Source organism: Bradyrhizobium zhanjiangense, from assembly GCF_004114935.1.
GTDB lineage: Bacteria > Pseudomonadota > Alphaproteobacteria > Rhizobiales > Xanthobacteraceae > Bradyrhizobium > Bradyrhizobium zhanjiangense.
In genome coordinates this window covers 576756-602871 of record NZ_CP022221.1, presented here as the reverse complement: position 1 = coordinate 602871, position 26116 = coordinate 576756, and the positions used below count along the sequence as shown (strand labels likewise).

The following is a 26116-nucleotide window of genomic DNA, read 5'->3' as shown; positions in this document are numbered from 1 at the left end:
GTCAGACTGCTTCTGCGCCGGAGATGATTTCGATGAGTTCCTTGGTGATCTGGGCCTGACGCGTGCGGTTGTAGACCAGCGTCTGCTTGCGGATCATTTCGCCAGCGTTGCGGGTGGCGTTGTCCATCGCCGACATCTGCGCACCGTAGAACGAAGCGTTGTTCTCGAGCAGGGCACGGAAGATCTGCACCGCGAGATTGCGCGGCAACAGGCGAGCGAGGATCTCGTCCTCCTCCGGCTCGTATTCGTAAGCCGTCGTATTGGCGGCAGCGCCTTCCTCGACCACCAGCGGGATGATCTGCTGGGCGGTCGGGACCTGCGCGATCACCGACTTGAAACGCGAATAGAACAGCGTGCAGACGTCGAACTCACCGGCATCGAAACGGGCCAGCACCTTCTTGGCGATGTCCTCGGCATTGACGAAGCCGAGCTGGCGAACGCTGCGCAGGTCGAGATGCTCGACGATCTGCTTTTCGAACAGGCGGCGGAGCTGCTCATAGCCCTTGCGGCCGACGCAGAAGAGTTTGACTTCCTTGCCCTGCGCGATCAGCGACTGCGCGTGCTCGCGGGCGAGACGCACGATCGAGGAGTTGAAGGCGCCCGAGAGGCCCCGTTCGCCGGTGCAGACCAGCAGCAGGTGAACCTGGTCCCTGCCGGTGCCGGCAAGCAGCTTGGGCGCGCCGGGCGAACCGGCGGCGGCGCTGGCGATGTTACCGATCACCGCGCTCATCTTGTCGGCGTAGGGACGCGCCGCTTCCGCGGCGGTCTGTGCGCGGCGCAGCTTGGAGGCCGCGACCATCTGCATGGCCTTGGTTATCTTTTGCGTCGCCTTGGTGGAGGCGATGCGCACCCGCATGTCTTTAAGTGACGCCATTCTTCGTTCACCCCGGCGGTTCGACCCCTTACGATCAAGCCGCTAGCCTATCCCAGTCGACATGCCCGGGCTTGCCCCGGGCATCCACGTCTTCTCGCTCCACGCGGTGACGCGTGGATGGCCGGGACATCAGATGCGAAGACGCGCTTCGCGCTTTAGCCCGGCCCTAGTGGGCACTCTTAAGCGAAGGTCTTCGCGAAGCCCTCGACCACCGACTTCAGCTTGCCAGCAGTGTCATCGCTGAGGTCGCGGGTGTCGCGGATCGAGTTGAGGATCTCGACGTTCTTGCCGCGCAGCAGCGACAACAGACCGTCCTCGAACGCCTTGATCTTGTTAAGCGGGAGCGGATCGAGGTAACCGTTGGTGCCGGCCCAGATCACGCAAACCTGCTCTTCCATCTTCAGCGGCGCGAACTGCGGCTGCTTGAGCAGCTCAGTGAGGCGCGATCCGCGGTTGAGCAGGCGCTGGGTCGAGGCGTCCAAGTCGGAGCCGAACTGCGCGAACGCCGCCATTTCGCGGTACTGCGCCAGCTCGCCCTTGATCTTGCCGGCGACCTTCTTGGTGGCCTTGGTCTGCGCCGAGGAGCCGACGCGCGACACCGACAGACCGACGTTGACCGCGGGACGGATGCCCTGGAAGAACAGGTCGGTTTCCAGGAAGATCTGGCCGTCGGTGATCGAGATGACGTTGGTCGGGATGTAGGCCGACACGTCGTTTGCCTGGGTTTCGATGACCGGCAGCGCGGTCAGCGAGCCCGAGCCCTGGTCCTTGTTCAGCTTCGCCGCGCGCTCGAGCAGGCGGGAGTGCAGATAGAACACATCGCCCGGATAGGCTTCGCGGCCCGGCGGGCGGCGCAGCAGCAGCGACATCTGGCGGTAGGCGACGGCCTGCTTGGACAGATCGTCATAGATGATGACCGCGTGCATGCCGTTGTCGCGGAAGTACTCGCCCATGGTGCAGCCGGTGAACGGCGCGATGTACTGCATCGGCGCCGGATCCGAGGCGGTGGCGGCGACGACGATGGAGTATTCGAGCGCGCCCTGCTCTTCCAGCACCTTCACGAATTGCGCGACGGTCGAACGCTTCTGGCCGACCGCGACGTAGACGCAATACAGCTTGATGTTCTCGTCGGGCTGCGCGTTGAGCGGCTTCTGGTTCAGGATGGTGTCGAGCGCGATCGCGGTCTTGCCGGTCTGGCGGTCGCCGATGATCAGCTCGCGCTGGCCGCGGCCGATCGGGATCAGGGCGTCGATCGCCTTGAGGCCGGTCGCCATCGGCTCGTTCACCGACTTGCGCGGAATGATGCCGGGCGCCTTGACGTCGACGCGCATGCGCTTGTCGGCCTGGATCGGACCCTTGCCGTCGATGGGATTGCCGAGCGCGTCGACGACGCGGCCGAGCAGACCCTTGCCGACCGGCGCGTCCACGATGGCGCGGGTGCGCTTGACGGTCTGGCCTTCCTTGATCTCGCGGTCGGCACCGAAAATAACGACACCGACGTTGTCGGTTTCGAGGTTCAGCGCCATGCCGCGGGTGCCGTTCTCGAACTCGACCATTTCACCGGCCTGGACGTTGTCCAGACCATAGACGCGAGCGATACCGTCGCCGACGGACAGCACCTGTCCGACTTCGGAGACTTCAGCTTCCTGGCCGAAATTCTTGATCTGGTCCTTGAGGATCGCGGAAATTTCCGCGGCGCGGATGTCCATCAGCCTGCCTCTTTCATCGCGTGCTTGATCGAATTGAGTTTGGTGCGAAGCGAACCATCCACCATGCGGCTGCCCAGCTTGACGACGAGGCCACCGATGATCGAGGGATCGACTTTCACGTTCAGCGCGACGTCCTTACCGGTCACCGACTTCAGGGCAACCTTGAGGGCGTCGAGATTCTTGTCCGAGAGCGCTTCCGCGACGGTGACGTCGGCCGTCGTCTCGCCCTTGAACTTGGCGACGAGGGCGCTGTAGGCGCGGATGACGTCCGACACCGCGAACAGGCGGCGGTTGGCGGTCAGCACTTTCAGGAAATTGGCGGAGATACCGGCGATGCCGGCCTTGGCCAGCACGGCCGACAGGGCCTTGGACTGGGCGTCTGCGGCGAACACCGGGCTGCGGACGAGGCGCTTCAGATCGGCGCTTTCGTTGAGCAAGGCATCGAATTTGTCGAGATCGGCTTTGACCTCGTCGACCACTTTCTGGTCGCGGGCCAGTTCGAACAAGGCCGTTGCATAACGGCCGGACACACCTGAAACGGACGTATCTTCTGCAGCCACAGACGCGCTCTTTTTGCTGTCAAACTCGCAAGGGAAAAACCGTCGCCACGAAGCGGCGCCTAGCGATCCAAGCCCTTGGAATTCAAGCGGGACTTCGATTTTCGGCCGACACGGGAGGTGCCGGGTCCGTTAAAATCGCGGCTTTGCTAACATAGCAGGCGCGCAGGTGCAACATGACGCCAAATTAAAGGCATGGGGTTCTGTTGCCAGTTCGTCGCACGCCGCAAATGACGTTGAGGACCTGCCGCGCCACGGAATTGCCGCGAGCCTTGCAGCCGGCCGGGGCGCATTGGTTCCTGCCCTCAGCGCATAGCCGCCATGAACACAGATCGCAGAGACGTGAATCCCACCACGCCGGTTCCACTCGAGGAATACTTACCCAATTCTAAACACCGGCGGCGATGACTTCACTCTACAGTATTCGCAAGTATTGGACTGGTTAATGAATTGTTAAAGCAAAAGATTACGGAACATCGCCTGAATATCGCGGGCAGGTAACAAGATATTTCATGACGAAACAGAACAGATTTACTGCCCAATTCACGCCGCATTGCGAAAGGAAACGCGATCCCGCTCACAAACTGATGGGGGCTCCACTAGCCACATATGTGGCAATACTAGCTTAGGGACCACTATATGCTGTCTTTGAAGACGCTGGGCTTTGTGACCCGGCCGCGCACGGCGATTGCTTTCGTTGCCGCAACTCTCGTCATCGGTGGAACTGCCACCGAAGCTTCCGCCAAATCCAGGCATCACCGGCATCACCATCACCGCCACCACATCCAGAACGATACCAACGCGAGCTCCGATTGGCGCAACGCCAACGCCGCGATGACGCCGTCGTCGGGCACGGGCCGCAGCTTCTCCGGCATGGCCTCCTATTACGGCAACGAGTCCGGCAGCCGGACCGCCTCGGGCCAGCGCTTCAACCAGAACGCCTTGACCGCCGCGCACCGCTCGCTGCCGTTCGGCACCAAGCTGCGCGTCACCCATGGCGGCCAGAGTGTCATCGTCACCATCAATGACCGCGGCCCGTTCATTCGCGGCCGCGTGCTCGACCTCTCCACCGGCGCTGCCCGCGCCATCGGCCTCACCGGCGCCGGCGTCGGCCGCGTCACCGCGGAAGTCGTCTCCTAAGGCGCGCTCCAAGCGCCTCGCACGCGCAGTTTTCATCAGTTTGATGCGCGCATGAAACAAGCCCGTGGTCTTGGGGGACCGCGGGCTTTTTTTGTTGGCGCCGTCATTGCGAGCCACCGGGGCCGCGCGTTGCGCGGACCCGGTGGCTCGCAATGACGTGGAAAGAGCGAGCGCGCCCCTACAAAAAGCTCTGCGGATCGACGTCGACCTCGAGCTTCAGATTGCCCTTCGGCTTCGGGCAGACGGCGAGCCAGTTGCGCAAATAGTCCGACAGATCGAAGCCGCGGGCCGATTTCACCAGGATGCGAAAGCGGTAGCGGCCCTTGATGACGGCGAGCGGCGCTTCCGCAGGCCCCAGCACCACCACGCGCTCGTCGCGCGGCGCCAGCGCCACCAGACGGCGGCCGAAACCTTCCGCGCTCGGGCGGTCGCCCGCGGAGATGATCAGGCTCGCGAGCCGGCCGAACGGCGGATAGAGCGTGCGTTCGCGCAGGTCGATCTCGCTGTCGTAAAAGGCCTCGCGATCGCAGGCGATCAGCGCCTTCATCACGGGATGATCGGGCTGGTGGGTCTGGAGATAGCCGACGCCGCGGCCCTGCTCGCGTCCGGCGCGGCCGATCACCTGGTTGAGCAATTGCCAGGTGCGTTCCGCCGCGCGCGGATCGCCATTGCTAAGGCCGAGATCTGCATCGACCACGCCGACCAGATTGAGCCGCGGGAAGTTGTGGCCCTTGGCGACGAGCTGCGTGCCAATGATGATGTCGACACGACCCTCGGCGATTTCGGCGAGCTCGCTGCGCATCGTCTCGATCGAGGTGATGAGGTCGCTCGACAGCACCATGGTGCGCGCGTCCGGGAACAGCGCGGCCGCCTCCTCCTGCAAGCGCTCGACGCCGGGCCCGACCGCCACAAGCGATTCCTCCGCCGAGCAGTTCGGACAGATGTGCGAACGCGGCATCGAGAAGCCGCAGTGATGGCAGACCAGGCGCTGACGAAAGCGATGATCGACCAGCCACGCATCGCAGATGGTGCAGGCGAAGCGATGGCCGCAGGCGCGGCACAGCGTCAGCGGCGCATAGCCGCGGCGATTGAGGAACAACAGCGCCTGCTCGCGCCGCTCGATCGCGGTCTTGATCTCGCCCGCAAGCCGCGGCGAGATGAAGCGGCCGCGCGCGGGGGGCTCGCGGCGCAGATCGATCGCCTCGATATGCGGCATGTGCTGGCCGCCGAAGCGCGAGGGCAGCGCGATGCGCTGATAGCGGTTCTTGCGCGCATTGACCTCGGACTCGACCGACGGCGTCGCGGAGGCCAGCACGACCGGAATTTTCGCGATATGCGCGCGCACCACGGCCATGTCGCGGGCATGGTAATGTACGCCGTCGTCCTGCTTGTAGGCCTGATCGTGCTCCTCATCGACCACGATGAGGCCGAGATTGGCGTAAGGCAGAAACAGCGCCGAGCGCGCGCCGACCACGACCGGCGCACTGCCTGCGGAGATCGCCGCCCAATTGCGCGCGCGGGTGCGCGGCGTCAGCTCCGAATGCCATTCGATCGGCCGCACGCCAAAGCGCTGCGCGAAGCGGTCGAGGAACTGGCCGGTGAGCGCGATCTCCGGCATCAGGATCAGCGACTGCTTGCCGCGACGAATGGCTTCCGCGACCGCCTCGAAATAGACCTGGGTCTTGCCCGAGCCGGTGACGCCGTCGAGCAGCGCGACGTGGAAGGTGCCGTTGGCGGCGAGCGCGCGCATCGTGTCGACCGCAGTGCGCTGGAGCGGTGTGAAATCCGGCCGGCCAAAATCCGGATCGGGTGCGGGCGGCGGCGGAGGCGGCGGCATCGGTTCGACCGTGAGCGTGCCTTCGTCGACGAGGCCGTCGATCACGCCGGCCGAGACGCCGGCCTCCTTGGCTGCCTCGGACTTGCCGTGCAGCAGCCGGTCCGACAGCACCGCGATCAGCCGCTGCCGCGCCGGCGTCAGCCGCTTCGGGGGATCACCGACCAGGCGCACGCCGGGGCGCGCCCGTTCGAGGCCGAGATTCTCGCCCATCCGCAGGCACATGCGCAGCACCATGCCGCGCGGGCTCAGCGTGTAATTGGCGACCCAGTCGACGACCGAGCGCAGCTCGGGCTTGAGCGGCGGGATGTCGAGCTTCTCGCTGACGTCCTTGAGACGGTTGTGCAGGCGCGGATCGGGATTGGCGTTTTCAGCCCAGACCACGGCCAGTACCTCGCGCGGGCCGAGCGGCACGCCGACGAGATCACCCGCCTTCAGCTCCATCCCGCGCGGCACCTTGTAGGAATAGGTCTGGTCGAGCGCGACCGGCACCAGCACGTCGATCATGCGGGTCGCGTTGGCGGAGGCGGGACTGCGCGGTGTGTGATCCATGGATTGAGAATCGGAACCTGGGGTCTCGAGGCTAGCGCCACGGGCCGGCCTTAGCGAACGATAAACGAGTGTGATGCGATATACTGTGCGGAATCACCACGTCCAGAGCGCATGAGCAAAGCGGCCGCCCCACCTATCGAGCTTGCCAGCGCCGATCCCTCGATCGCGCAGGAGATGGCGCGTTGGCTGTCGCATCTCGGCGCCGAGCGGCGGCTGTCGCCGAAGACGCTGGAGGCCTATGGCCGCGACTTGCGGCAATGCCTGGATTTTCTCTGCGCCCATTGGGGCGAGCGCGTCACGCTCGCACGGTTCGCCGCGCTGGAAGCCACTGATGTGCGCGCCTTCATGGCGATGCGCCGCGCCGACGACATTGCCGGCCGCTCGCTGATGCGCGCGCTGGCGGGCCTGCGCTCGTTCGGACGTTTTTTGGAGCGCGAGGGCAAGGGCAAGGTCGGCGCATTGTCCGCGATCCGCGCGCCGAAAGTCGCAAAAAGCCTGCCCAAGCCGCTGCCGATGGCGTCGGCCAAACGGCTTGCCGATGCCGACGAGCGCGCCGGCGAGGAACGCGAGACCTGGATTCTGGCACGCGATGCCGCGGTGATGGCGCTGCTGTATGGCTCGGGCCTGCGCATCTCCGAGGCGCTCGGCCTGAAGCGCCGCGAGGTGCCGCGGCCGGGCGAGGGCGACGTGCTCGTCGTGACAGGCAAAGGCAACAAGACCCGCATGGTGCCGGTGCTGCAAAACGTGCTCGAGCTCGTGCAAGAGTACGTTGCGATGTGCCCCTATCCGTTGCCGGCGGAGGGGCCGATCTTCGTCGGCGCGCGCGGCGGGCCCTTGAGCCCGCGCATCATCCAGCTTGCGATGGAGCGGCTGCGCGGCGCGCTCGGCCTGCCCGACAGCGCCACCCCACACGCGCTCCGCCATTCCTTCGCCACGCATCTGCTCTCGCGCGGCGGCGACTTACGCGCCATCCAGGAACTGCTCGGCCATTCCTCGCTCTCGACCACGCAGGTCTATACCGGCATCGATTCCGAGCGGCTGCTCGAAGTCTATGCGAGCGCACATCCGCGGCGGTGACACATTGATGTCATAACGCGCGTGCCTCTTGCGCGGCGCACGCGGTTCGGTCAATCGTTGCGGAACCGAGCAGGAGGACATATGAGCGCACATGAAAGCATGGAGCATGCCGAGCACGCCGAACACGCGTCCGGCTCGAACAAGAAGATCGCGCTCCTGATCGCGGTTCTGGCGCTGTTCCTGGCGATCTCGGAGACGCTCGGCAAGGGCGCCCAGACCGAATCGATCAGCAAGAACGTCGAGGCCGCCAATCTCTGGGCGTTCTTTCAGGCCAAGAGCATCCGCCGCACCGTGGTGGCGACCGCGGCCGAGCAGGGCAAGCTGACGCTGGGTGGCACGACCGACGACACCATGAAGGCGACGGTGCAGAAACAGGTCGACGACTGGACCAAGACCGCGCAGCGCTACCGCTCCGAGCCCGAGACCGGCGAAGGCACCGAGCAGCTCGCCGAGAAGGCCAAGCATGCCGAGCACGAACGCGACGAGGCGACCGCGAAGTACCATCACTTCGAGCTGGCCTCGGCCGCGTTCCAGATCGGCATCGTGCTGGCGTCAGCCACCATCATCACCGGCATGTTCGCGCTCGCTTATGTCAGCGGCGTGCTGACGATAGCCGGCCTGATCATGACTGCGCTCGGCCTGTGGTGGCCGCATCTCTTGCATTTGCATTAGTTGGCGCGCGCACGCTTAAAGTCACACGAACGGTGTCATGCTCCGAAGGCGGGGCATCCAGTACGCCGCGGCGTCTCGGTTCTAGCCGCGCTGTCTCGGAGTACTGGATCGCCCGGTCAAGCCGCGCGATGACACCGCGTAGGCGGCAAACAACTACCGCGCCTCGTGCACGCTTTTGCGAAAACGCTGGATCAGGCGCAGCGTCCGTGACGACCATCCCTCCCCGTTGCCGGTGATCAGCTCGCGAATGCGGCGCTTGATCGGATCGACCAGCTCGGCGGCCTTGGCGCGCACTTTCAGGACGAGCTCATAGATCCGCTCGAACCAGTGCATCTCCAGGAGCTTATCGCGCGTGACGTCGAACACGAAGGCGGTGACGCCGACGCCGAGCATCTTCGCGAACACGATGGTGAATACCGCGCTGGTCCAGTATTCGTGCGCGAGCAGCCACAGGCCGACCAGCTTGAGCGGAAACAGCGGGATGATGGGGACCGCGAACACGATCAGCGTCATGGCCGGCGACAGCGCATCGACGCGCTCCGTCAGCCATTGCTTGAGGCGCGCAAGCGGGATGGCTGCGACGACTTTTGCAACGATCGGCTCGAGATGGTCCCACAGCCAGGCTTCGATCAGGAAGACGATCGCAAGCAGGACCCAGACCGGTTGAAGAAGGCGGCGCAGCATGTGTTGTCCCGCCCGATTCGGCTCGGGCCGTGACTACATATGGATGGCCCGCTTGCCGACTGCAAGCGCGGCTTCCTTGACCGCTTCCGAGCGGGTCGGGTGCGCGTGGCAGGTGCGGGCGAGATCCTCCGCACTGCCGCCAAATTCCATGAGAACGCAGGCTTCATGGATCATTTCGCCGGCTTCGCGGCCGACAATGTGCACGCCGAGCACGCGATCGGTCTTCGCATCTGCGAGAATCTTCACAAAACCGTCGGTGGTCTGATTGACCTTGGAGCGCCCGTTGGCGGTAAAGGGAAACTTCCCGACGGTATAGGCGACACCGGCCTGCTTGAGTTCCTCCTCGGTCTTGCCGACAGAGGACACTTCCGGCGTGGTATACACGACGCCCGGGATGACATCGTAGTTCACGTGGCCGGCTTGCCCTGCGATGATCTCAGCGACCGCGACGCCCTCATCCTCGGCCTTGTGCGCGAGCATGGGTCCTGCGACGACGTCGCCGATGGCGTAGACGCCCTTCAGACTGGTGGCGAAATGCGGATCGATCTGGACGCGGCCGCGTGCGTCGAGCGCGACGCCGGCTTCCTTCAGGCCGAGGCCATCGGTGTAGGGCGTGCGGCCGATGCAGACGAGCACGACGTCGGCTTCAATGATCTCCGCAGCACCGCCGGCAGCCGGTTCGATTTTCGCGAGCAATGCCTTGCTGTTGGCTTCGACGCCGGTGACCTTCGAACCCAGCTTGAATGCAAATCCCTGCTTTTCGAGCATCCGCTGGAATTGCCGTGCGACCTCGCCGTCCATGCCGGGCAGAATGCGATCGAGGAATTCGACCACCATGACCTCGGAACCGAGCCGGCGCCACACCGAGCCAAGTTCGAGCCCGATCACGCCCGCGCCAATGACCAGCAATCGGCCGGGCACCTTGTCCAGCGACAGCGCGCCGGTCGAGGAGACGATGCGCTTCTCGTCGATCTCGATGCCCTTAAGACGTGCGATATCCGAGCCGGTCGCGATCACGATGTTCTTGGTCTCGATCACCTGCGCCTTGCCGTCGGCGGAGACTTCGACCTTGCCGGTGCCCAAGATCTTGCCGGTGCCCTTGAGCACGTCGATCTTGTTCTTCTTCATCAGGAACTCGACGCCCTTGACGTTGCCGTCGATGCCCTGCTGCTTGAAGTTCATCATCGCGGGCAAATCGAGCTTCGGCGCGGAAACGCTCACGCCCATTTTCGCGAAGGAATGGCCGGCTTCCTCGAACATTTCGGAGGCGTGCAGCAGCGCCTTCGACGGCATGCAGCCGACATTGAGGCAGGTGCCGCCGAGCGTGGCGTTCTTTTCGACCACGGCGACTTTCATGCCGAGCTGGGCTGCGCGCACCGCGCAGACATATCCGCCCGGTCCGGTGCCGATGACGACGAGATCGTAGCTAGCCATGAGAGAAAGTCCCGTAGGTTTAGCGTGAGGATGTGTCAGCGTCCGCCGGACACATCGAGAATGGCTGAGGTGACGTAGGAGGCCTCGTCCGAGATCAGCCAGACGATGGCGTTGGCGATTTCGTCGGCGGTGCCGACGCGCTTCATCGGCACCAGATGGGCCAGACGATGGGCGCGGTCGGGCTCGCCGCCGGCGGCGTGGATGTCGGTGTCGATCAGGCCGGGGCGGATCGCCGCGACGCGAATGCCTTCGCTCGCGACCTCATAGCCGAGCCCGACGGTGAAGGAATCGATCGCGCCCTTGGACGCCGCATAATCGACATAGGTATTGGGCGAGCCGAGCTTGGCCGCCACCGACGACAGGTTGACGATGACGCCGCCTTTGCCGCCGTGCTTGGTCGACATCCGCTTCACCGCCTCGCGCGCGCAGAGGATGGAACCGGTGACGTTGACGGCCATCACCCGCTGGATGCGCTCGGCCGACATCTCGTCGACGCGCACGCCGCTCTTGCCGACGATGCCGCCATTGTTGACGAGCGCGCCAAGCGTGCCGAACTTGTCGGCTTGCTTGAACAGCTCGAGGATGTCGCTTTCCTCGGCGACATCGCATTTCACCGCAATGGCCTTGCCGTTCTTGGCTTCGATCGCGGCCACGACTTCGTCCGCAGCCTGCTTGTTGCTGGCGTAGCCGACCACGACGCGGAAGCCGCGCGCGGCCGCCGCAAGCGCGGTCGCCCGTCCGATGCCGCGGCTGCCGCCGGTGATGACAACGACTTTATCCGTCATGCGCGCCTCCATGGTTCGACATGCGCCGTCGCGTTTGGTTGCGACGGCGCTCGCAAAGCATCAGGGATCAGAGATCGAGCACCAGGCGTGCCGGATCTTCCAGGCTGTCCTTGACGCGGACCAGGAAGGTCACGGCTTCCTTGCCATCGATCACACGGTGATCGTAGGACAGCGCCAGGTACATCATCGGGCGGACCTCGATCTTGCCGCCGACGACCATCGGCCGCTCCTGGATCTTGTGCATGCCCAAAATGCCGGACTGCGGCGCATTCAGGATCGGGGTCGACATCAGCGAGCCGTAAATGCCGCCATTGGTGATGGTGAAGGTGCCGCCCTGCATCTCGTCGATCTTGAGCTGGCCGTCGCGGGCGCGGCGACCGAAATCAGCGATGCTCTTCTCGATGTCGGAGATCGACTTGTGGTCGCAGTCGCGCACCACGGGGACGACGAGGCCCTTGTCGGTGCCGACGGCAACGCCGACGTGGTAATAGTTCTTGTAGATCAGGTCGCTGCCGTCGATCTCGGCGTTGACGGCCGGGATGTCCTTCAGCGCCTGCACGACAGCCTTGGTGAAGAAGCCCATGAAGCCGAGCTTGGCGCCATGCTTCTTCTCGAACGCGTCCTTGTAGTGGGCACGCAGCGCCATGACGTTGGTCATGTCGACCTCGTTGAAGGTCGTGAGCATGGCCGCGGTGTTCTGCACGTCCTTGAGCCGGCGCGCGATGGTCTGGCGCAGGCGAGTCATCTTGACGCGCTCCTCGCGGGCGGCGTCATCGGCCGGCGACGGCGCGCGGACCTGAACGGCGGCGGCGGGCTGGTTGACCGGGGTCGGCGCGGAGGCCGCACGCTCGATCGCGGCGAGCATGTCGCCCTTGGTGACGCGGCCGTCCTTGCCGGAACCCGGAACGGTCGAGGCGTCGATGCCGGTCTCGGCCGACAACTTGCGCACCGACGGGGCGAGCGGCGCATCGGCCGGCGGCGCCTTCGCGGCCGCGGCCGGTGCAGCAGTGGCTACAGCGGGAGCCGGAGCAGCGGCAGGCTTGGCGGGAGCAGCGGCAGGCTTTGCAGCACCTGCGCCTTCCGTGATCTGGCCGAGCAGCGCACCGACCGCAACGGTCGCACCGTCAGCAGCGATGATCTCGCTCAGCGTGCCAGCGGAGGGCGCCGGGACTTCGATGGTGACCTTGTCGGTCTCGAGCTCCACCAAGGGCTCGTCGACGGCGACGGGATCGCCGGCCTTCTTGAACCAGCGGCCGATGGTGGCCTCGGTGACGGATTCGCCGAGCGTCGGCACTCGAATTTCAGTCATGGTCTTTTCCTTAAGGGGATCGCCAATGCGGTCATGAATTCTCAGGTGTCATCGCCCGCCTTGTGCGCAATTGCGCACGGGGGCGAACGATCCAGTACGCCGAGACGTTGGTGATCAGAACGAACGCCGCAGAGTACTGGATGCCCCGCCCTAGTTGCGCAACTGCGCACAAGGCGGGGCATGACTCAGTTTAAAATTGTCTAGCTCAGTGCTTCGTCGAGGAACGCCTTCAGCTGCGCCTGATGCTTGGACATCAGACCCGTGGCAGTCGCGGCGGAAGCCGCGCGGCCGACATAACGCGGACGCCGGCTCGCACCGTGCACCTGGTTCAGCACCCATTCCAGATAGGGCTCGATGAAGTGCCAGGCACCCATGTTGCGGGGCTCTTCCTGGCACCACACCACTTCCGCCTTCTTGAAGCGGGACAGCTCGACCACCAGCGCCTTCAGCGGCACCGGATAGAGCTGCTCGACGCGCATCAGATAGATGTCGTCGATGCCGAGCCTCTCGCGCTCCTCGTAGAGGTCGTAATAGACCTTGCCGGAGCAGAGCACGATACGGCGGATCTTCTCGTCCGGGACGAGCTTGCTCGCCTCGTTCGGCTGCATCTGGGCGTCATCATAGAGGATGCGGTGGAAGGTCGTGCCCTTCGCGAGCTCTTCGAGACGCGACACCGCCCGCTTGTGACGCAGCAGCGACTTCGGCGTCATCATGATCAGCGGCTTGCGGATCTCGCGGTGGAGTTGGCGCCGCAGCACATGGAAGTAGTTCGCCGGCGTGGTCGGATAGACCACCTGCATGTTGTCTTCCGCGCACATCTGCAAGTAACGCTCGAGACGCGCCGAGGAGTGCTCCGGTCCCTGGCCCTCATAGCCGTGCGGCAGCAGGCAGACGAGGCCGGACATGCGCAGCCATTTGCGCTCGCCCGAGGAGATGAACTGGTCGAACACGACCTGCGCGCCGTTGGCGAAGTCGCCGAACTGGGCTTCCCACAGCGTCAGCGTGTTCGGCTCGGCGAGCGAGTAGCCGTATTCGAAGCCGAGCACGGCCTCTTCCGACAGCAGCGAGTTGATGACCTCATAATGGCCCTGCTCGTGGCCAAGATGGTTGAACGGCGTGTAGCGGCTCTCGTCCTCCTGGTCGATCAGGACCGAGTGGCGCTGCGAGAAGGTGCCGCGCTCCGAATCCTGTCCGGACAGGCGGACGTGATGGTTTTCGTTGAGCAACGAGCAGAACGCCAGCGCCTCGCCGGTCGCCCAGTCGATGCCGTTGCCGCTGTCGATCGCCTTCGAGCGGTTGTCAAGGAAACGCTGGATGGTGCGGTGAACGCGGAAGCCGTCCGGCACCTTGGTGATCTTGCGGCCGATGTCTTTCAGCGTGGCGATGTCGACGCCGGTGACCCCGCGCCGCGCATCCTCTTCCTGGTCGGCGATCTTGAAGCCGGACCACTTGCCGTCGAGCCAGTCAGCCTTGTTCGGCTTATAGGAGGTGCCGGCCTCGAACTCGGCATCGAGCCGCGCGCGCCAGTCGGCCTTCAGCTTGTCGACCTCGCCCTCGGTGACCACGCCTTCGGCAATCAGGCGCTTGGAGTAGAGAGTGAGGGTCGAGGGATGGGCCGCGATCCGCTTGTACATCACGGGTTGGGTGAACCCCGGCTCATCGCCCTCATTGTGGCCGTAGCGCCGATAGCACCACATGTCGATCACGACCGGCTTGTGGAACTTCTGCCGGAATTCGGTCGCGACCTTGGCCGCGAACACCACGGCTTCCGGATCGTCGCCGTTCACGTGGAAGATCGGCGCGTCGATCATCTTCGCCACATCCGACGGATAAGGCGAGGAGCGCGAGTAACGCGGATAGGTGGTGAAGCCGATCTGGTTATTGACGATGAAGTGCACGGAGCCGCCGGTGCGGTAGCCCTTCAGGTCCGACAGGCCGAAGCACTCCGCGACCACGCCCTGGCCGGCGAACGCGGCGTCGCCGTGCATCAAAAGCGGCATCACCGAGATGCGCATGTCCGGGGGATCGCCGTGCTGGTCCTGCTTGGCGCGGACCTTGCCGAGCACCACGGGATCGACGATCTCGAGATGCGAGGGGTTGGCGGTGAGCGACAGATGGATGCGGTTGCCGTCGAACTCGCGGTCCGAGGACGCGCCGAGGTGGTACTTGACGTCGCCCGAGCCTTCGACCGCGTCGGGGTTGGCCGAGCCGCCCTTGAACTCGTGGAACAGTGCGCGATGGGCCTTGCCCAACACCTGGGTCAGCACGTTGAGGCGGCCGCGATGCGGCATGCCGAGCACGATCTCCTTCACGCCGAGATTGCCGCCGCGCTTGATGATCTGCTCGAGCGCGGGGATCAGCGCTTCACCGCCATCGAGGCCGAAGCGCTTGGTGCCGGTGAACTTGGTGTCGCAGAACTTTTCGAAACCCTCGGCTTCGACCAGCTTCGTCAGGATGGCGCGGCGGCCTTCGCGGGTGAACGAGATCTCCTTGTCCGGTCCCTCGATCCGCTCCTGGATCCAGGCCTTCTGCGCGGCATTGCTGATATGCATGAACTCGACGCCGAGCGTCTGGCAGTAGGTGCGCTCGCAGATCGCGGTGATCTCGCGCAGCGTGCCGTATTCGAGGCCGAGCACGTGATCGAGGAATATCTTGCGGTCGAAATCGGCTTCGCTGAAGCCGTAGGTGCGCGGGTCGAGCTCTTCGCGGTTGCGCTGGGCTTCGATGCCGAGCGGATCGAGCTTGGCGTGGAAATGGCCGCGCATGCGGTAGGAGCGGATCAGCATCAGCGCGCGGACCGAGTCGCGCGTGGCCTGAAGCACGTCGGCAGAGGAGATGTCGGCACCCTTGGCCTGCGCCTTGGCGGCGATCTTGGCACCGACCGCCTTCTCGACCTCGGCCCAGTTGCCGTCGAGGGCCGACGTGAGGTCGTCCTGCGGTGTCAGCGGCCAGTTGTCGCGCTCCCAGGACGGCCCTTCCGCGTTCTTGCGGACGTCGGCGGGCTGGTCGTTGAGGCTCTTGAAGAACTCCCGCCACTCGGCGTCGACCGAGGACGGATCCTTCTCGTAGCGGGCGTAGATTTCGTCGATGTAGGTGGCGTTGGTGCCCTGCAAAAAGGATGAGAGGGCAAAGGCTGCGTTCGCGTCCTGGCGAGACATACTGGAGTTCCTGGCGATTTCGGTTCGCGCATAACAAACGGCGCTGGCGCCGAGCTCCCGGCAGAGGCTCGGCGCGACAGGCACCCTTTACCCTATTTGCTGCGAAACTTCGCCCGGAAAAGCACGAAGAAGTGAATTAACCTTTCAACTTTTCGGCAAGCGTATGTCCGAGGCGCGCGGGCGACGGAGAGACGGTGATTCCGGCCGATTTCATCGCTTCCGTCTTGGATCCGGCGTCGCCCTTGCCACCCGAGATGATCGCGCCGGCATGGCCCATACGGCGGCCGGGGGGTGCCGTGACACCGGCGATGAAGCCGACCATCGGCTTCTTACGGCCGCGCTTGGCCTCGTCCTTGAGGAACTGGGCGGCGTCTTCCTCGGCGGAACCGCCGATCTCACCAATCATGATGATCGATTCGGTCTTGGGGTCGGCGAGCAGCATCTCCAGCACGTCGATGAACTCAGTGCCCTTGACCGGGTCGCCGCCGATGCCGACCGCAGTGGTCTGGCCGAGGCCTTCCTGGGAGGTCTGGAACACGGCTTCATAGGTCAGCGTGCCGGAGCGGGAGACGATGCCGACGCTGCCGGTCTTGAAGATGTTGGCCGGCATGATGCCGATCTTGCACTCGCCGGCGGTCATGACGCCCGGGCAGTTCGGCCCGATCAGGCGCGACTTGGAGCCGATCAGCGAGCGCTTCACACGCACCATGTCGACGACCGGAATGCCCTCGGTGATGCAGACGATCAGCGGGATCTCGGCATCGATGGCTTCGCAGATCGCGTCCGCCGCACCCGGCGGGGGCACGTAGATCACCGACGCATCGGCGCCGGTCTTCTCACGCGCCTCGCGCACGGTGTCGAACACCGGAAGGCCCAGATGGGTCGCGCCGCCTTTGCCCGGCGAGGTGCCGCCGACCATCTTGGTGCCATAGGCAAGCGCGGCCTCCGAATGGAAGGTGCCGTTCTTGCCGGTAAAGCCCTGGCAGATGACCTTGGTGTTCTTGTCGATCAGGATGGACATGAGATCTGCTTTCGCGAACTAACGAGTGAGAGGTCAGTGGATGCGGCGGTAGACGCCGGTGAGCACGTCGGCCCAGCCTTCCGCGTCCGGCGAGAACTGGATCTTCAACGAATAGGAATTGTCGTCGATGATCTCGTAGACGTGGCGCGCATTGCCGCGGAGCGAGCCGCGCACCAGCGTCAGGGTCTTGCCGACCCAGCCGCCGGAGGCGGGCGAGGGCGGCGTGTAGCCGAGCGAGTCGTACCAGAACAATTTGTAGGTCCGATCGTCGCGGTCGTAGGTGAAGATGCCGTGGGTGGCGAAGATCTGCTTGCCGTCGCGCATCTGGACCGAGTCCTGGATCAGATAGAACCCGTTGAGGTCCATGCGCGCGACGACGTGCGAGGTGGCCGGCCCGCCCTCCGTCCAACGCGACGGAAAGACCATCTCTTCGCCATTCCATTCGCCGGCGAACGCGGCGAGGCGCGTGTGTTCGGGGAGCGGAGATGATGCGGCGAGATGGTCCTGGGCCATGGCCTTAGCCTCCCTTGACGGCCTTCACGATCTTCTGCGCGGCGTCGTCGAGATTGTCGGCCGGCACCACGTTCAGGCCGGATTCACGGATGATCTTCTTGCCGAGCTCGACATTGGTGCCCTCGAGGCGGACCACCAGCGGGACGCTGAGGCCGACCTCGCGCACAGCGGCGGTGACGCCCTCGGCGATCACGTCGCACTTCATGATGCCACCGAAGATGTTGACCAGGATGCCCTTCACGTTGGGATCCGCGGTGATGATCTTGAAGGCGGCAGCGACCTTTTCCTTGCTGGCACTGCCGCCGACGTCGAGGAAGTTGGCCGGCGACATGCCGTAGAGCTTGATGATGTCCATCGTGGCCATAGCAAGACCGGCGCCGTTGACCATGCAGCCGATATTGCCGTCGAGCGTGACGTAGTTGAGATCGTATTTCGACGCCTCGATTTCCTTGGCGTCTTCCTCGGTCTCGTCGCGCAGCGCGAGCACCTCGGGGTGCCGGAACAGCGCGTTGTCGTCGAACGAGACCTTGGCGTCGAGCACGCGGAGCTGGCCCTGCTTGGTCACGACCAGCGGGTTGATCTCCAGCATCGACATGTCCTTGGCGACGAAGGCGGCGTAGAGCTGCGCGGTCAGCTTCTCGGCCTGCTTGGCGAGATCGCCTGACAGGTTCAGCGCCTTCGCAACGGTGCGGCCGTGATGGCCCATGACGCCGGTTGCGGGATCGACCGAGAAGGTCACGATCTTCTCAGGCGTGTTGTGCGCGACCTCCTCGATGTTGACGCCGCCCTCGGTCGAGACGACGAAGGAGACGCGCGAGGTCTCGCGGTCGACCAGGATCGAGAGGTAGAATTCCTTGTCGATGTCGGAGCCGTCCTCGATGTAGAGGCGGTTGACCTGCTTGCCGGCGGGACCGGTCTGCACGGTCACGAGCGTGGCACCCAGCATCTGCTTGGCGAATTCGGAGACCTCGGCGGCCGACTTGGCGATGCGGACGCCGCCCTTGTCGCCGGCCGAGGCTTCCTTGAACTTGCCCTTGCCGCGGCCGCCGGCGTGGATTTGGCTCTTCACCACCCAGACCGGGCCCGGCAGCGCCTTGGCGGCGGCTTCCGCGTCAGCGGGCTTAAGGACAGGCACGCCCTTGGAAATCGGCACGCCGAACTCGCTCAGCAGCGCTTTGGCCTGGTACTCATGGATATTCATATGGTCGCTCCCTGAACCCGCGGGCGGTGACCTCAAGGGCCCACCTCAGTCTTGTGGCTGGCATACCATATACCACAGGAACTGCAACCCGGATTCTTTGACTTCGAGATCTCTGAACTGGGAGATCACTGGCTGGCCCGGAGCCCGCCCGGACACCCGGGCTCCGGAAATGAAACCGCCGAAGACCGGTTTTCGGGCTTCGGCGGGAATTGCTGGCGCTTAGCGACCGAGAAGATCGGGTGCGATCTTCTTGCAGGCATCGACCAGGCCCTGGACGGCGCCGACCGACTTGTCGAAGGCCTCGCGGTCCTTGCCGGCGAGCTCGATCTCGACCACACGCTCGACGCCCTTGGCGCCGATCACGACGGGCACGCCGACATACATATCCTTCACGCTGTACTCGCCGTTCAGGTAGGCGGCGCAGGGCAGCACGCGCTTCTTGTCCCGCAGATAGCTCTCGGCCATCGCGATCGCGGACGCCGCCGGCGCATAGAAGGCCGAGCCGGTCTTGAGCAGGTTGACGATCTCGGCGCCGCCGTTGCGGGTGCGGTCGACGATCTCATCGAGACGTGCCTGCGAGGTCCAGCCCATCTTGACGAGGTCGGGCAGCGGGATGCCGGCGACCGTGGAGTACTTCACCAGCGGCACCATGGTGTCGCCATGGCCGCCGAGCACGAAGGCGGTGACGTCCTCGACCGAGACGTTGAACTCATCGGCCAGGAAGTAGCGGAAGCGCGCCGAATCCAGCACGCCGGCCATGCCGACGACTTTCTTGTGCGGCAGGCCCGACGCCTTCTGCAGCGCCCAGACCATCGCGTCGAGCGGGTTGGTGATGCAGATGACGAAAGCGTCGGGAGCGTACTTCTTGATGCCGGCACCGACCTGCTCCATGACCTTGAGGTTGATGGAGAGGAGGTCGTCGCGGCTCATGCCGGGCTTGCGCGGCACGCCGGCGGTGACGATGCAAACTTTTGCGTTGTCGAGCGCTTCGTAGGAGTTCGCGCCGCTGTAGTGCGCGTCAAAGCCGTCGACCGGCGAGGACTGCGCGATGTCGAGCGCCTTGCCCTGCGGCACGCCCTCGGCGATGTCGAACATCACGACGTCGCCCAATTCTTTCAGGCCGATGAGGTGAGCCAGCGTTCCGCCGATCTGGCCGGAGCCAATCAAAGCAATCTTGTCGCGCGCCATGTGAACCTGTCCTTTAGACACGTAAGGAGGGGAAAACTGAGACGGGTGGTTATCCCTTTCGCCTCCCCCGTTCAAGTCGGTGGATGCCCAATTGTCGGGCTTGCCGCGATAGCAGCCATACCCGGTCTGTCATTCCGGGATGCGCCGACAGGCGCAGGCCTGGAATCCATTGAGCTGCAGAGTTGGTGATGCGATGGATTCCGGGCTCGCGCGTGGCGCACCCTGGAATGACAGCGCTGGCAAATAGGACTTAAGTCTCTACCAGGCCCTTGGTCGAGCCGCTGGCGGTGGAATCCTTGCGGCCGTGAGGCAGCGCCAGATAGGATTCCGAGCTCATCTCGATCAGGCGTGACGCGGTCCGCTTGAACTCGTTGGCCTCGTTGCCTTCGGTGGCGAGGTACAGCGAGATCGGATTGGCATCGGCCGAGGCCATCAGCTTCACCGCATTGTCATAGAGCGTGTCGATCAGCGTGATGAAACGCTTGGCGGCGTTGCGCTGGGAGAAGTCCATCACTGGAATATGGTCGACCAGGATGGTGTGATAGTCGTGCGCGAGCCTGAGGTAGTCCGATGCCCCAAGCGGCTTCTCGCAGAGATCGGCGAACGAGAACCGCGCCACGCCATGGGCCGAGCATGGCACGTGCAGGATGCGCCCCTTGATCGAAATGTCGTGCGGCTTGCATCGGGCGCCGCCGCTCATCTTCGACCAGGCGCGGTCGAGCGCTGCGTCCGCATCAACGTCCGCCGGCGTCAGCCACATCGGCACGCCCTGAAGTTTCTCCAGGCGGAAGTCGGTGCGCGCATCGAGCCGCGCGACGTCCATGTGGTCGGTGATCTGCTTGATGAAAGGCAGGAATAGCGACCGGTTCAGGCCGCCCTTGTAGAGATCGTCGGGTGCGACGTTGGAGGTCGCGACCACGACGGTGCCGAGCTCGAACAGCTTTGCGAACAGACGGCCGAGGATCATCGCGTCGGCGATGTCGGTGACATGGAATTCGTCGAAGCAGAGCAGCCAGCTCTCCTCGAAGATCGCGTTCGCGGTCAACGCGATGACGTCGCCGTCGGCGATCTCACCGCGCGCGATGCTCTGGCGATAGTCGTAGATGCGCTCATGCGCTTCCGCCATGAACTCGTGGAAATGCGCGCGGCGCTTGTGCTCGACGGTACTGTTCTGGAAGAACAGATCCATCAGCATGGTCTTGCCGCGACCGACCTCGCCATGGATGTAGAGCCCGCGCGGCGCCTCGTCCTTGTCACTGCTGAACAGGCGGCTGAGCAGGCCCTGCTTGCGCTGCGGCTTGTAAGTCGCGAGCCGCAGGTCGAGCGCCGCATAGGCCTCGGCCACTTCGGCCTGCGCGGCATCCGGCTCGATCGCGCCGGACGCGATCTCGGCCTGATAGGCTTCGCTGAACGGGGAACTTGGGGTCGTGAGCATGGCCCCTTACCGCCAGAGACCGGCGGAAATTGCAAGCCGTGAATTGGTGGACGGGGTATGCGGATTCGTGTCCCGGACGCGCTGATCCGGGACCCACCGTTTCGTTCATCGCCAAATTTCGTTTATCGCTGAGCGCTGGGCCCGGCTCTACGGCCGGGCAGGAGAGCGAGCTACGCACACAGCTCGTAAGCGTCCTCGACGACATACGGACCGCCGCCGGTTGAAGCGCGGGACGAGAACAGAACAAAGCGCTCCGCCATGAACGCCTTGCTCGGGAAGTAGCCGCGCAGCGAGAGATAGTCGGCGACGTCGCGATCGGAGGCGTCGTGCAGCCGGGCCAGCGTGACATGCGGGATGAATTTGCGGCCTTCAGGGTCGAGACCGATCCGCTGCATCATGCGTTCGAGCTCGGCCTGCAATTCCATCAGCGGCTTGCTCGGCGCGATCGTCGCAACGACTGCCCGCGGTTTGCGGCCGCCAAAACTCGTGAGGCCCTGCACCTTCACCTCGAACGGCTTGCGGTCGACGCGAAACAGCATCGAGGCGATCTCGTTGGCGGAGACACCATCGATATCGCCGATGAAGCGCAGGGTGACGTGATAATTTTCGGGATCGATCCAGCGGGCGCCGGGAAGGCCACCCCTCAAGTTGGAAAGCGACTGGCCGATCTCGGCCGGAATTTCCAGACCAGTGAACAAACGCGGCATCGTTTCGCACTCCCGATGCTTGGGTACAGCCCCTGGGAAGCAGGACCATAACCAAATTAGAGCCGGCGACGAATCACCGGTACCCTGATTCCTATCGCAGTTGTGTGACTCTGCGAAGCTTAGCCCGCCTCACCCCGGTAAAACCCTGGGAATTACGGTTAGCGCTGCCTGCTTTTCAACGCCGTTGCTCAGCGATCGTGCCAAGGAATGCCTCCACGGTGGGCATCATCCTTTCGACGATGATGTCGACGCCGGCCGCGGTTGGATGAATGCCGTCGGCCTGGTTGAGCTTGGCGTCGGCTGCGACGGCGTCGAGGAAGAACGGATAGAGCGGCACGTCGAATTTTTTCGCCAGCTCCGGATAAATCGAATTGAAGCGCGCGGCGTAATCGGCGCCGTAATTCGGCGGCGCCAGCATGCCGCACAGCAGCACCGCGATCTTGCGTGCCTTGAGCCGCTGGATGATGTCGCTCAGCGCGGCGCGCGTCAAATCGGGATCGATGCCGCGCAGCGCGTCGTTGGCGCCGAGCTCGACAATGACGGCCTCAGTTCCTTCAGGCACCGACCAGTCGAGCCGGTCGCGACCGCCGGAGGAGGTGTCGCCGGACACTCCGGCATTGACCATGTCGACCGCTATGCCTTTGGCCTGCAAGGCTTTTTGAAGTTTTTGGGGGAATGCGTCCTGGGCCGGCAGGCCGAGACCGGCGCTCAGGGAATCGCCGAGAACGACGAGCTTGATCGGCTTCTGCCCCTGTGCCGAGGCCGGCGTGATGGCCGTCATCAAAGCGAACATCAACACGGCTATGTGCATGAACAATCCGTAACGCCTCTCGACCGCGCCAGCGGAGTTGCCATATGACCGGACCATGGACAGTCGCATCGAAACCTCTTCGCTCGCCGCCACCGCGGCGGACACCATCGCCATCTCCAACGTCAATCTCTCATTGGGCACGGGCGCGGCGCGCGTTCACATCCTCAAGGATATCAGCCTGCGCGTGGGCCGGAGCGAGACGATCGGCCTGATCGGCCCGTCAGGCTCGGGCAAATCCACGCTGCTGATGGTGATGGCGGGGCTGGAGCGTCCTGATAGCGGAGAGGTGGTGGTGTCTGGGACGCCTTTCAATGCCCTCGACGAGGACGCGCTGGCCCGCTTCCGCGGCCGCCAGGTCGGCATCGTCTTCCAGTCCTTCCATCTGATCCCGACCATGACGGCGCTTGAGAACGTCGCCGTGCCGCTCGAGCTCGCCGGCAATCCGGATGCCGCCAGGCGCGCGGCGCAGGAGCTGCAATCGGTCGGCCTCGGCGATCGCCTGCATCACTATCCGACGCAACTCTCCGGTGGCGAGCAGCAGCGCGTTGCGCTGGCGCGCGCGCTGGCGCCCGATCCGGCGATCCTCGTCGCCGACGAGCCGACCGGCAATCTCGATGAGGCCACCGGAAAGCAGATCATCGATCTCCTATTTAGCAAGCATGCCGAGCGCGGCATGACATTGGTGCTGGTGACGCACGATTCCTCGCTCGCGCATCGCTGCGATCGCGTCATCCGCCTGCGCTCCGGGCGCATCGACACGCAGTCCGCGCCCGCATGAGCACGGCTGCCGAATCGTTCGCGAAGCCAAGTGCCGTCGCGCTGTCACTGCGCTACGCGCTGCGCGAATTGCGCGGAGGCCTGCGCGGCTTCTACGTCTTCATCGCCTGCATCGCGCTCGGCGTGATGGCGATCGCCGGCGTCGGCTCGGTCTCGGCGAGCCTCTCCGACGGTCTTGCGCGCGAAGGCCGCACGCTGCTCGGCGGCGACGTCTCGTTCGTGCTGTTCCAGCGCGAGGCCAAGCCGGAAGAGGTCGCGTTCCTGCGCTCGCGCGGCACCGTGTCGACCGCCGCGACCCTGCGCGGCATGGCACGCTCGACTGATGGCAAGCTCGCGCTGGTCGAGATGAAGGCGGTCGATGGCAGCTATCCGATGCTGGGCCAGCTGACACTGGCACCGCCGCTACCGATGACTGAGCTGCTCGCCGAACGTGACGGCGCGTTCGGCGCGGCCGCCGATCCGACGCTGCTGACGCGGCTGTCGCTCAAGCCCGGTGATCGCGTCACCATCGGCTCGGCGACCTTCCAGATCCGCAGCACCGTCGAGGCCGAACCCGACAAGCTCGCCAGCGGCATCGGCTTCGGCCCGCGCTTCCTGATCAGCCAGGCGGGCCTGCGCGCCACCGGCCTGATCCAGCCCGGCAGCCTGGTGCGCTGGGTCTACCGGGTGAAGCTGCCTGACGCCGCCAACAGCGAACGCGCCACCGAGACTTTCATCGCTGATGCGCGCAACGCGGCGCCGCAGGCCGGCTGGGAGATCCGCAGCCGCTCCAACGCCTCGCCGCAGCTCGAGCGCAACATCCACCGTTTCACCCAGTTCCTGACGCTGGTCGGCCTCGCCGCGCTGCTGGTCGGCGGCGTCGGCGTCGCCAATGCCGTGAAGAGCCATATCGACCGCCGGCTCGAGGTGATCGCGGCCTTCAAGGCCGTCGGTGCCACCGGCCGCGACGTGTTCGGCATCTATCTCGCGCAGGTCATCCTGCTCGCCGCGATCGGTTCGGTGATCGGCCTTGCGCTCGGCGCCGCGATGCCCTTCGCCATCGTCGGCCTGTTCGGCAAGCTGTTGCCGCTGCCGGTGGTGCCGGCCGTGCATGCCGACGAGCTCGCGCTGTCCTTCGTCTATGGCCTCCTCACCGCATTGGCCTTCGGCCTGTGGCCGCTCGGCCGCGTCCACGACGTGCCGGTGGCCGCGCTGTTCCGCGACACCATCAGCTCCGAATGGCACCGGCCGCGCCTGGGCTACCTGGTGTTCATGGGCGTCGTGATCGTCCTGCTCGTCGCCGTCGTGATCGGGCTCTCATTCGACAAGCGCATCGCCGCGGTGTTCGTGGCCTCCTCCGTCGTGGTGTTCGGCCTGCTGCGCGGCATCGCCGCCCTCTTGATGGCCATCGCACGGCACCTGCCGCGGACGCGGCTGCCGATGCTGCGGCTGGCGATCGCCAACATCCACCGGCCGGGCGCGCTGACGCCGTCCGTCGTGCTGTCGCTGGGGCTCGGGCTCGCCGTGCTCGTCACCATCACCCAGATCGACGGCAATCTGCGCCGCCAGTTCCTGGCGGCGCTTCCTGAGCAGGCGCCATCGTTTTTCTTCATCGACATCCCGAGCGCGCAGGCCGAGCAGTTCGACCTCTATCTGCGGCAGATTGCCCCCGGTGCCAAGGTCGAGGATGTGCCTATGCTACGCGGCCGCATCGTCGGCGCGCGCGGGTTGCGCGCCGAGGAGCTCAAGCCCTCGACCGATTCCGAATGGGTGCTGCAAAGCGACCGGGGCCTGACCTACACCGGCGAGCTGCCGAAGGGGTCCAAGGTGGTCGAGGGCGAATGGTGGAGCGCCGACTATTCCGGCCCGCCGCTGGTCTCGATGGAAAAGAAGATCGCCGACGGACTCGGTCTCAAGCTCGGCGACGAGATCGTGGTCAACGTGCTTGGCCGTGACATCCCGGCCAGAATCGGCAATCTGCGCACCATCGACTGGCAGGGGCTCGGCATCAATTTCGTCCTCGTCTTCTCGCCGAATGCCTTCAAGGGCGCACCGCATACCCATATCGCAACGCTGACCGAGGCCGGCAGCAACGTTGCGGGCGACGGCAAGATCATCAAGCAGGTGGCCGACGCCTATCCGATGGTGACGAGCGTGCGCGTGCGCGAGGTGATGGAGACGGTCGGTTCGGTGGTGACCAACCTGGCGCTGGCGATCCGCGGCGCCAGTGCCGTGACCCTGATCTCGGCGATCCTGGTGCTCGGCGGGGCGCTCGCCGCCGGCCATCGCCACCGGGTCTATGATGCGGTGATCCTGAAGACGCTGGGCGCGACGCGGCTGCGGCTGCTCGGCGCCTATGCGCTCGAATACCTCCTGATCGGGCTCGCCACCGCGGTGTTCGGCGTGATCGCCGGCAGCATCGCGGCCTGGATGATCGTGACGCGGCTGATGACGCTGAGTTTCGTCTGGCAGGCCGGCAGCGCCGCCAGCGTGGTCGCGGCCGCGCTCGTCGTCACTGTGGGGCTCGGGCTCGCCGGCACGCTGCTCGCGTTGAACAAAAAGCCCGCGACGGTGTTGCGGAATTTGTGACAAAAGGTAGCGGATGGGCGCGCGGGAGCAGGAATCGCACGATTCCTGCGATTAACCACGTCCGCCCGTCAGGATTGTGGCCGAGGGCGACATTCAGCCGCGCGTGGACG

General features: G+C 64.9%; 21 protein-coding genes. 5 read left to right on the top strand and 16 right to left on the bottom strand.

The features are described 5' to 3' along the window. Nucleotide 1: 1 nt before the first annotated feature. The 3 genes from XH85_RS02930 to XH85_RS02920 form a co-directional block, all read right to left on the bottom strand. Nucleotides 2-874: a F0F1 ATP synthase subunit gamma gene (locus tag XH85_RS02930; protein ID WP_128930665.1), complete on the bottom strand. Its 873-nt coding sequence runs from the start codon at nucleotides 872-874 to the stop codon at nucleotides 2-4. A gap of 179 nt (nucleotides 875-1053) precedes the next feature. Beyond that, complete coding sequence (gene atpA / locus XH85_RS02925; RefSeq protein ID WP_128930664.1) at nucleotides 1054-2583, bottom strand: F0F1 ATP synthase subunit alpha; 1530 nt, start codon at nucleotides 2581-2583, stop codon at nucleotides 1054-1056. After that, nucleotides 2583-3143, bottom strand: a complete 561-nt coding sequence (locus tag XH85_RS02920) for a F0F1 ATP synthase subunit delta (protein ID WP_128930663.1) — start codon at nucleotides 3141-3143, stop codon at nucleotides 2583-2585. The genes atpA and XH85_RS02920 overlap by 1 nt, the downstream gene beginning before the upstream one ends. A 636-nt stretch (nucleotides 3144-3779) precedes the next feature. On the opposite strand from XH85_RS02920, the gene XH85_RS02915 reads away from it, so the two are divergent. Next, nucleotides 3780-4280 (top strand): septal ring lytic transglycosylase RlpA family protein, encoded by a 501-nt coding sequence (locus XH85_RS02915; protein ID WP_128930662.1) that lies wholly within the window; start codon nucleotides 3780-3782, stop codon nucleotides 4278-4280. Between the two features lie 178 nt (nucleotides 4281-4458). On the opposite strand, the gene XH85_RS02910 is transcribed toward XH85_RS02915, so the two are convergent. Further along, on the bottom strand, nucleotides 4459-6666 hold the full coding sequence (locus XH85_RS02910) for a primosomal protein N' (protein ID WP_128930661.1): 2208 nt from the start codon (nucleotides 6664-6666) through the stop codon (nucleotides 4459-4461). Nucleotides 6667-6777: 111 nt separating this feature from the next. Between XH85_RS02910 and XH85_RS02905 the strand changes: the two genes are divergently transcribed. Next, nucleotides 6778-7743, top strand: a complete 966-nt coding sequence (locus tag XH85_RS02905) for a tyrosine recombinase XerC (RefSeq protein WP_128930660.1) — start codon at nucleotides 6778-6780, stop codon at nucleotides 7741-7743. A gap of 81 nt (nucleotides 7744-7824) precedes the next feature. Next, nucleotides 7825-8415 carry a DUF4337 domain-containing protein gene (locus XH85_RS02900; RefSeq protein ID WP_128930659.1) on the top strand — a complete coding sequence of 197 codons (591 nt, stop codon included), beginning with the start codon at nucleotides 7825-7827 and terminating at the stop codon, nucleotides 8413-8415. Nucleotides 8416-8568: 153 nt separating this feature from the next. On the opposite strand, the gene XH85_RS02895 is transcribed toward XH85_RS02900, so the two are convergent. From XH85_RS02895 to XH85_RS02840, 12 genes are all read right to left on the bottom strand, one after another. Then, the gene (locus XH85_RS02895; RefSeq protein WP_128930658.1) at nucleotides 8569-9099 is read right to left on the bottom strand and encodes a hypothetical protein; all 531 of its coding nucleotides are present in this window, start codon (nucleotides 9097-9099) and stop codon (nucleotides 8569-8571) included. 33 nt (nucleotides 9100-9132) lie between these two features. Continuing rightward, the gene (gene lpdA, locus XH85_RS02890; RefSeq protein WP_128930657.1) at nucleotides 9133-10533 is read right to left on the bottom strand and encodes a dihydrolipoyl dehydrogenase; all 1401 of its coding nucleotides are present in this window, start codon (nucleotides 10531-10533) and stop codon (nucleotides 9133-9135) included. 35 nt (nucleotides 10534-10568) lie between these two features. Next, the gene (locus XH85_RS02885) at nucleotides 10569-11318 is read right to left on the bottom strand and encodes an SDR family oxidoreductase (protein ID WP_164939881.1); all 750 of its coding nucleotides are present in this window, start codon (nucleotides 11316-11318) and stop codon (nucleotides 10569-10571) included. 67 nt (nucleotides 11319-11385) lie between these two features. After that, the gene (gene odhB / locus XH85_RS02880) at nucleotides 11386-12627 is read right to left on the bottom strand and encodes a 2-oxoglutarate dehydrogenase complex dihydrolipoyllysine-residue succinyltransferase (protein WP_128930655.1); all 1242 of its coding nucleotides are present in this window, start codon (nucleotides 12625-12627) and stop codon (nucleotides 11386-11388) included. Nucleotides 12628-12827: 200 nt separating this feature from the next. Further along, the gene (locus tag XH85_RS02875) at nucleotides 12828-15785 is read right to left on the bottom strand and encodes a 2-oxoglutarate dehydrogenase E1 component (protein ID WP_128930654.1); all 2958 of its coding nucleotides are present in this window, start codon (nucleotides 15783-15785) and stop codon (nucleotides 12828-12830) included. A 136-nt stretch (nucleotides 15786-15921) separates the two neighbouring features. Beyond that, entirely contained in the window at nucleotides 15922-16806 is an 885-nt protein-coding gene (gene sucD, locus XH85_RS02870) for a succinate--CoA ligase subunit alpha (RefSeq protein WP_091893094.1), read from the bottom strand. A gap of 33 nt (nucleotides 16807-16839) precedes the next feature. Then, complete coding sequence (locus XH85_RS02865) at nucleotides 16840-17319, bottom strand: DUF1579 family protein (protein ID WP_091893092.1); 480 nt, start codon at nucleotides 17317-17319, stop codon at nucleotides 16840-16842. Nucleotides 17320-17323: 4 nt separating this feature from the next. Then, on the bottom strand, nucleotides 17324-18520 hold the full coding sequence (gene sucC / locus XH85_RS02860; protein WP_091893090.1) for an ADP-forming succinate--CoA ligase subunit beta: 1197 nt from the start codon (nucleotides 18518-18520) through the stop codon (nucleotides 17324-17326). A 219-nt stretch (nucleotides 18521-18739) separates the two neighbouring features. After that, nucleotides 18740-19708, bottom strand: coding sequence for a malate dehydrogenase (gene mdh / locus XH85_RS02855; RefSeq protein ID WP_128930653.1), 969 nt, complete (start codon nucleotides 19706-19708; stop codon nucleotides 18740-18742). Between the two features lie 250 nt (nucleotides 19709-19958). Beyond that, a complete protein-coding gene (gene zapE, locus XH85_RS02850; protein WP_128930652.1) occupies nucleotides 19959-21143 on the bottom strand; it encodes a cell division protein ZapE in 1185 nt (394 codons plus the stop codon). 170 nt (nucleotides 21144-21313) lie between these two features. After that, a complete protein-coding gene (thpR, locus tag XH85_RS02845) occupies nucleotides 21314-21850 on the bottom strand; it encodes an RNA 2',3'-cyclic phosphodiesterase (protein ID WP_091893084.1) in 537 nt (178 codons plus the stop codon). Nucleotides 21851-22025: 175 nt separating this feature from the next. Further along, nucleotides 22026-22661 (bottom strand): arylesterase, encoded by a 636-nt coding sequence (locus tag XH85_RS02840; protein ID WP_164940906.1) that lies wholly within the window; start codon nucleotides 22659-22661, stop codon nucleotides 22026-22028. 55 nt (nucleotides 22662-22716) lie between these two features. On the opposite strand from XH85_RS02840, the gene XH85_RS02835 reads away from it, so the two are divergent. Together XH85_RS02835 and XH85_RS02830 are read left to right on the top strand one after the other, a co-directional pair. Continuing rightward, nucleotides 22717-23439 (top strand): ABC transporter ATP-binding protein, encoded by a 723-nt coding sequence (locus XH85_RS02835; protein WP_128930650.1) that lies wholly within the window; start codon nucleotides 22717-22719, stop codon nucleotides 23437-23439. Further along, the gene (locus XH85_RS02830; RefSeq protein ID WP_128930649.1) at nucleotides 23436-26006 is read left to right on the top strand and encodes an ABC transporter permease; all 2571 of its coding nucleotides are present in this window, start codon (nucleotides 23436-23438) and stop codon (nucleotides 26004-26006) included. The genes XH85_RS02835 and XH85_RS02830 overlap by 4 nt, the downstream gene beginning before the upstream one ends. Nucleotides 26007-26116 lie beyond the last annotated feature (110 nt).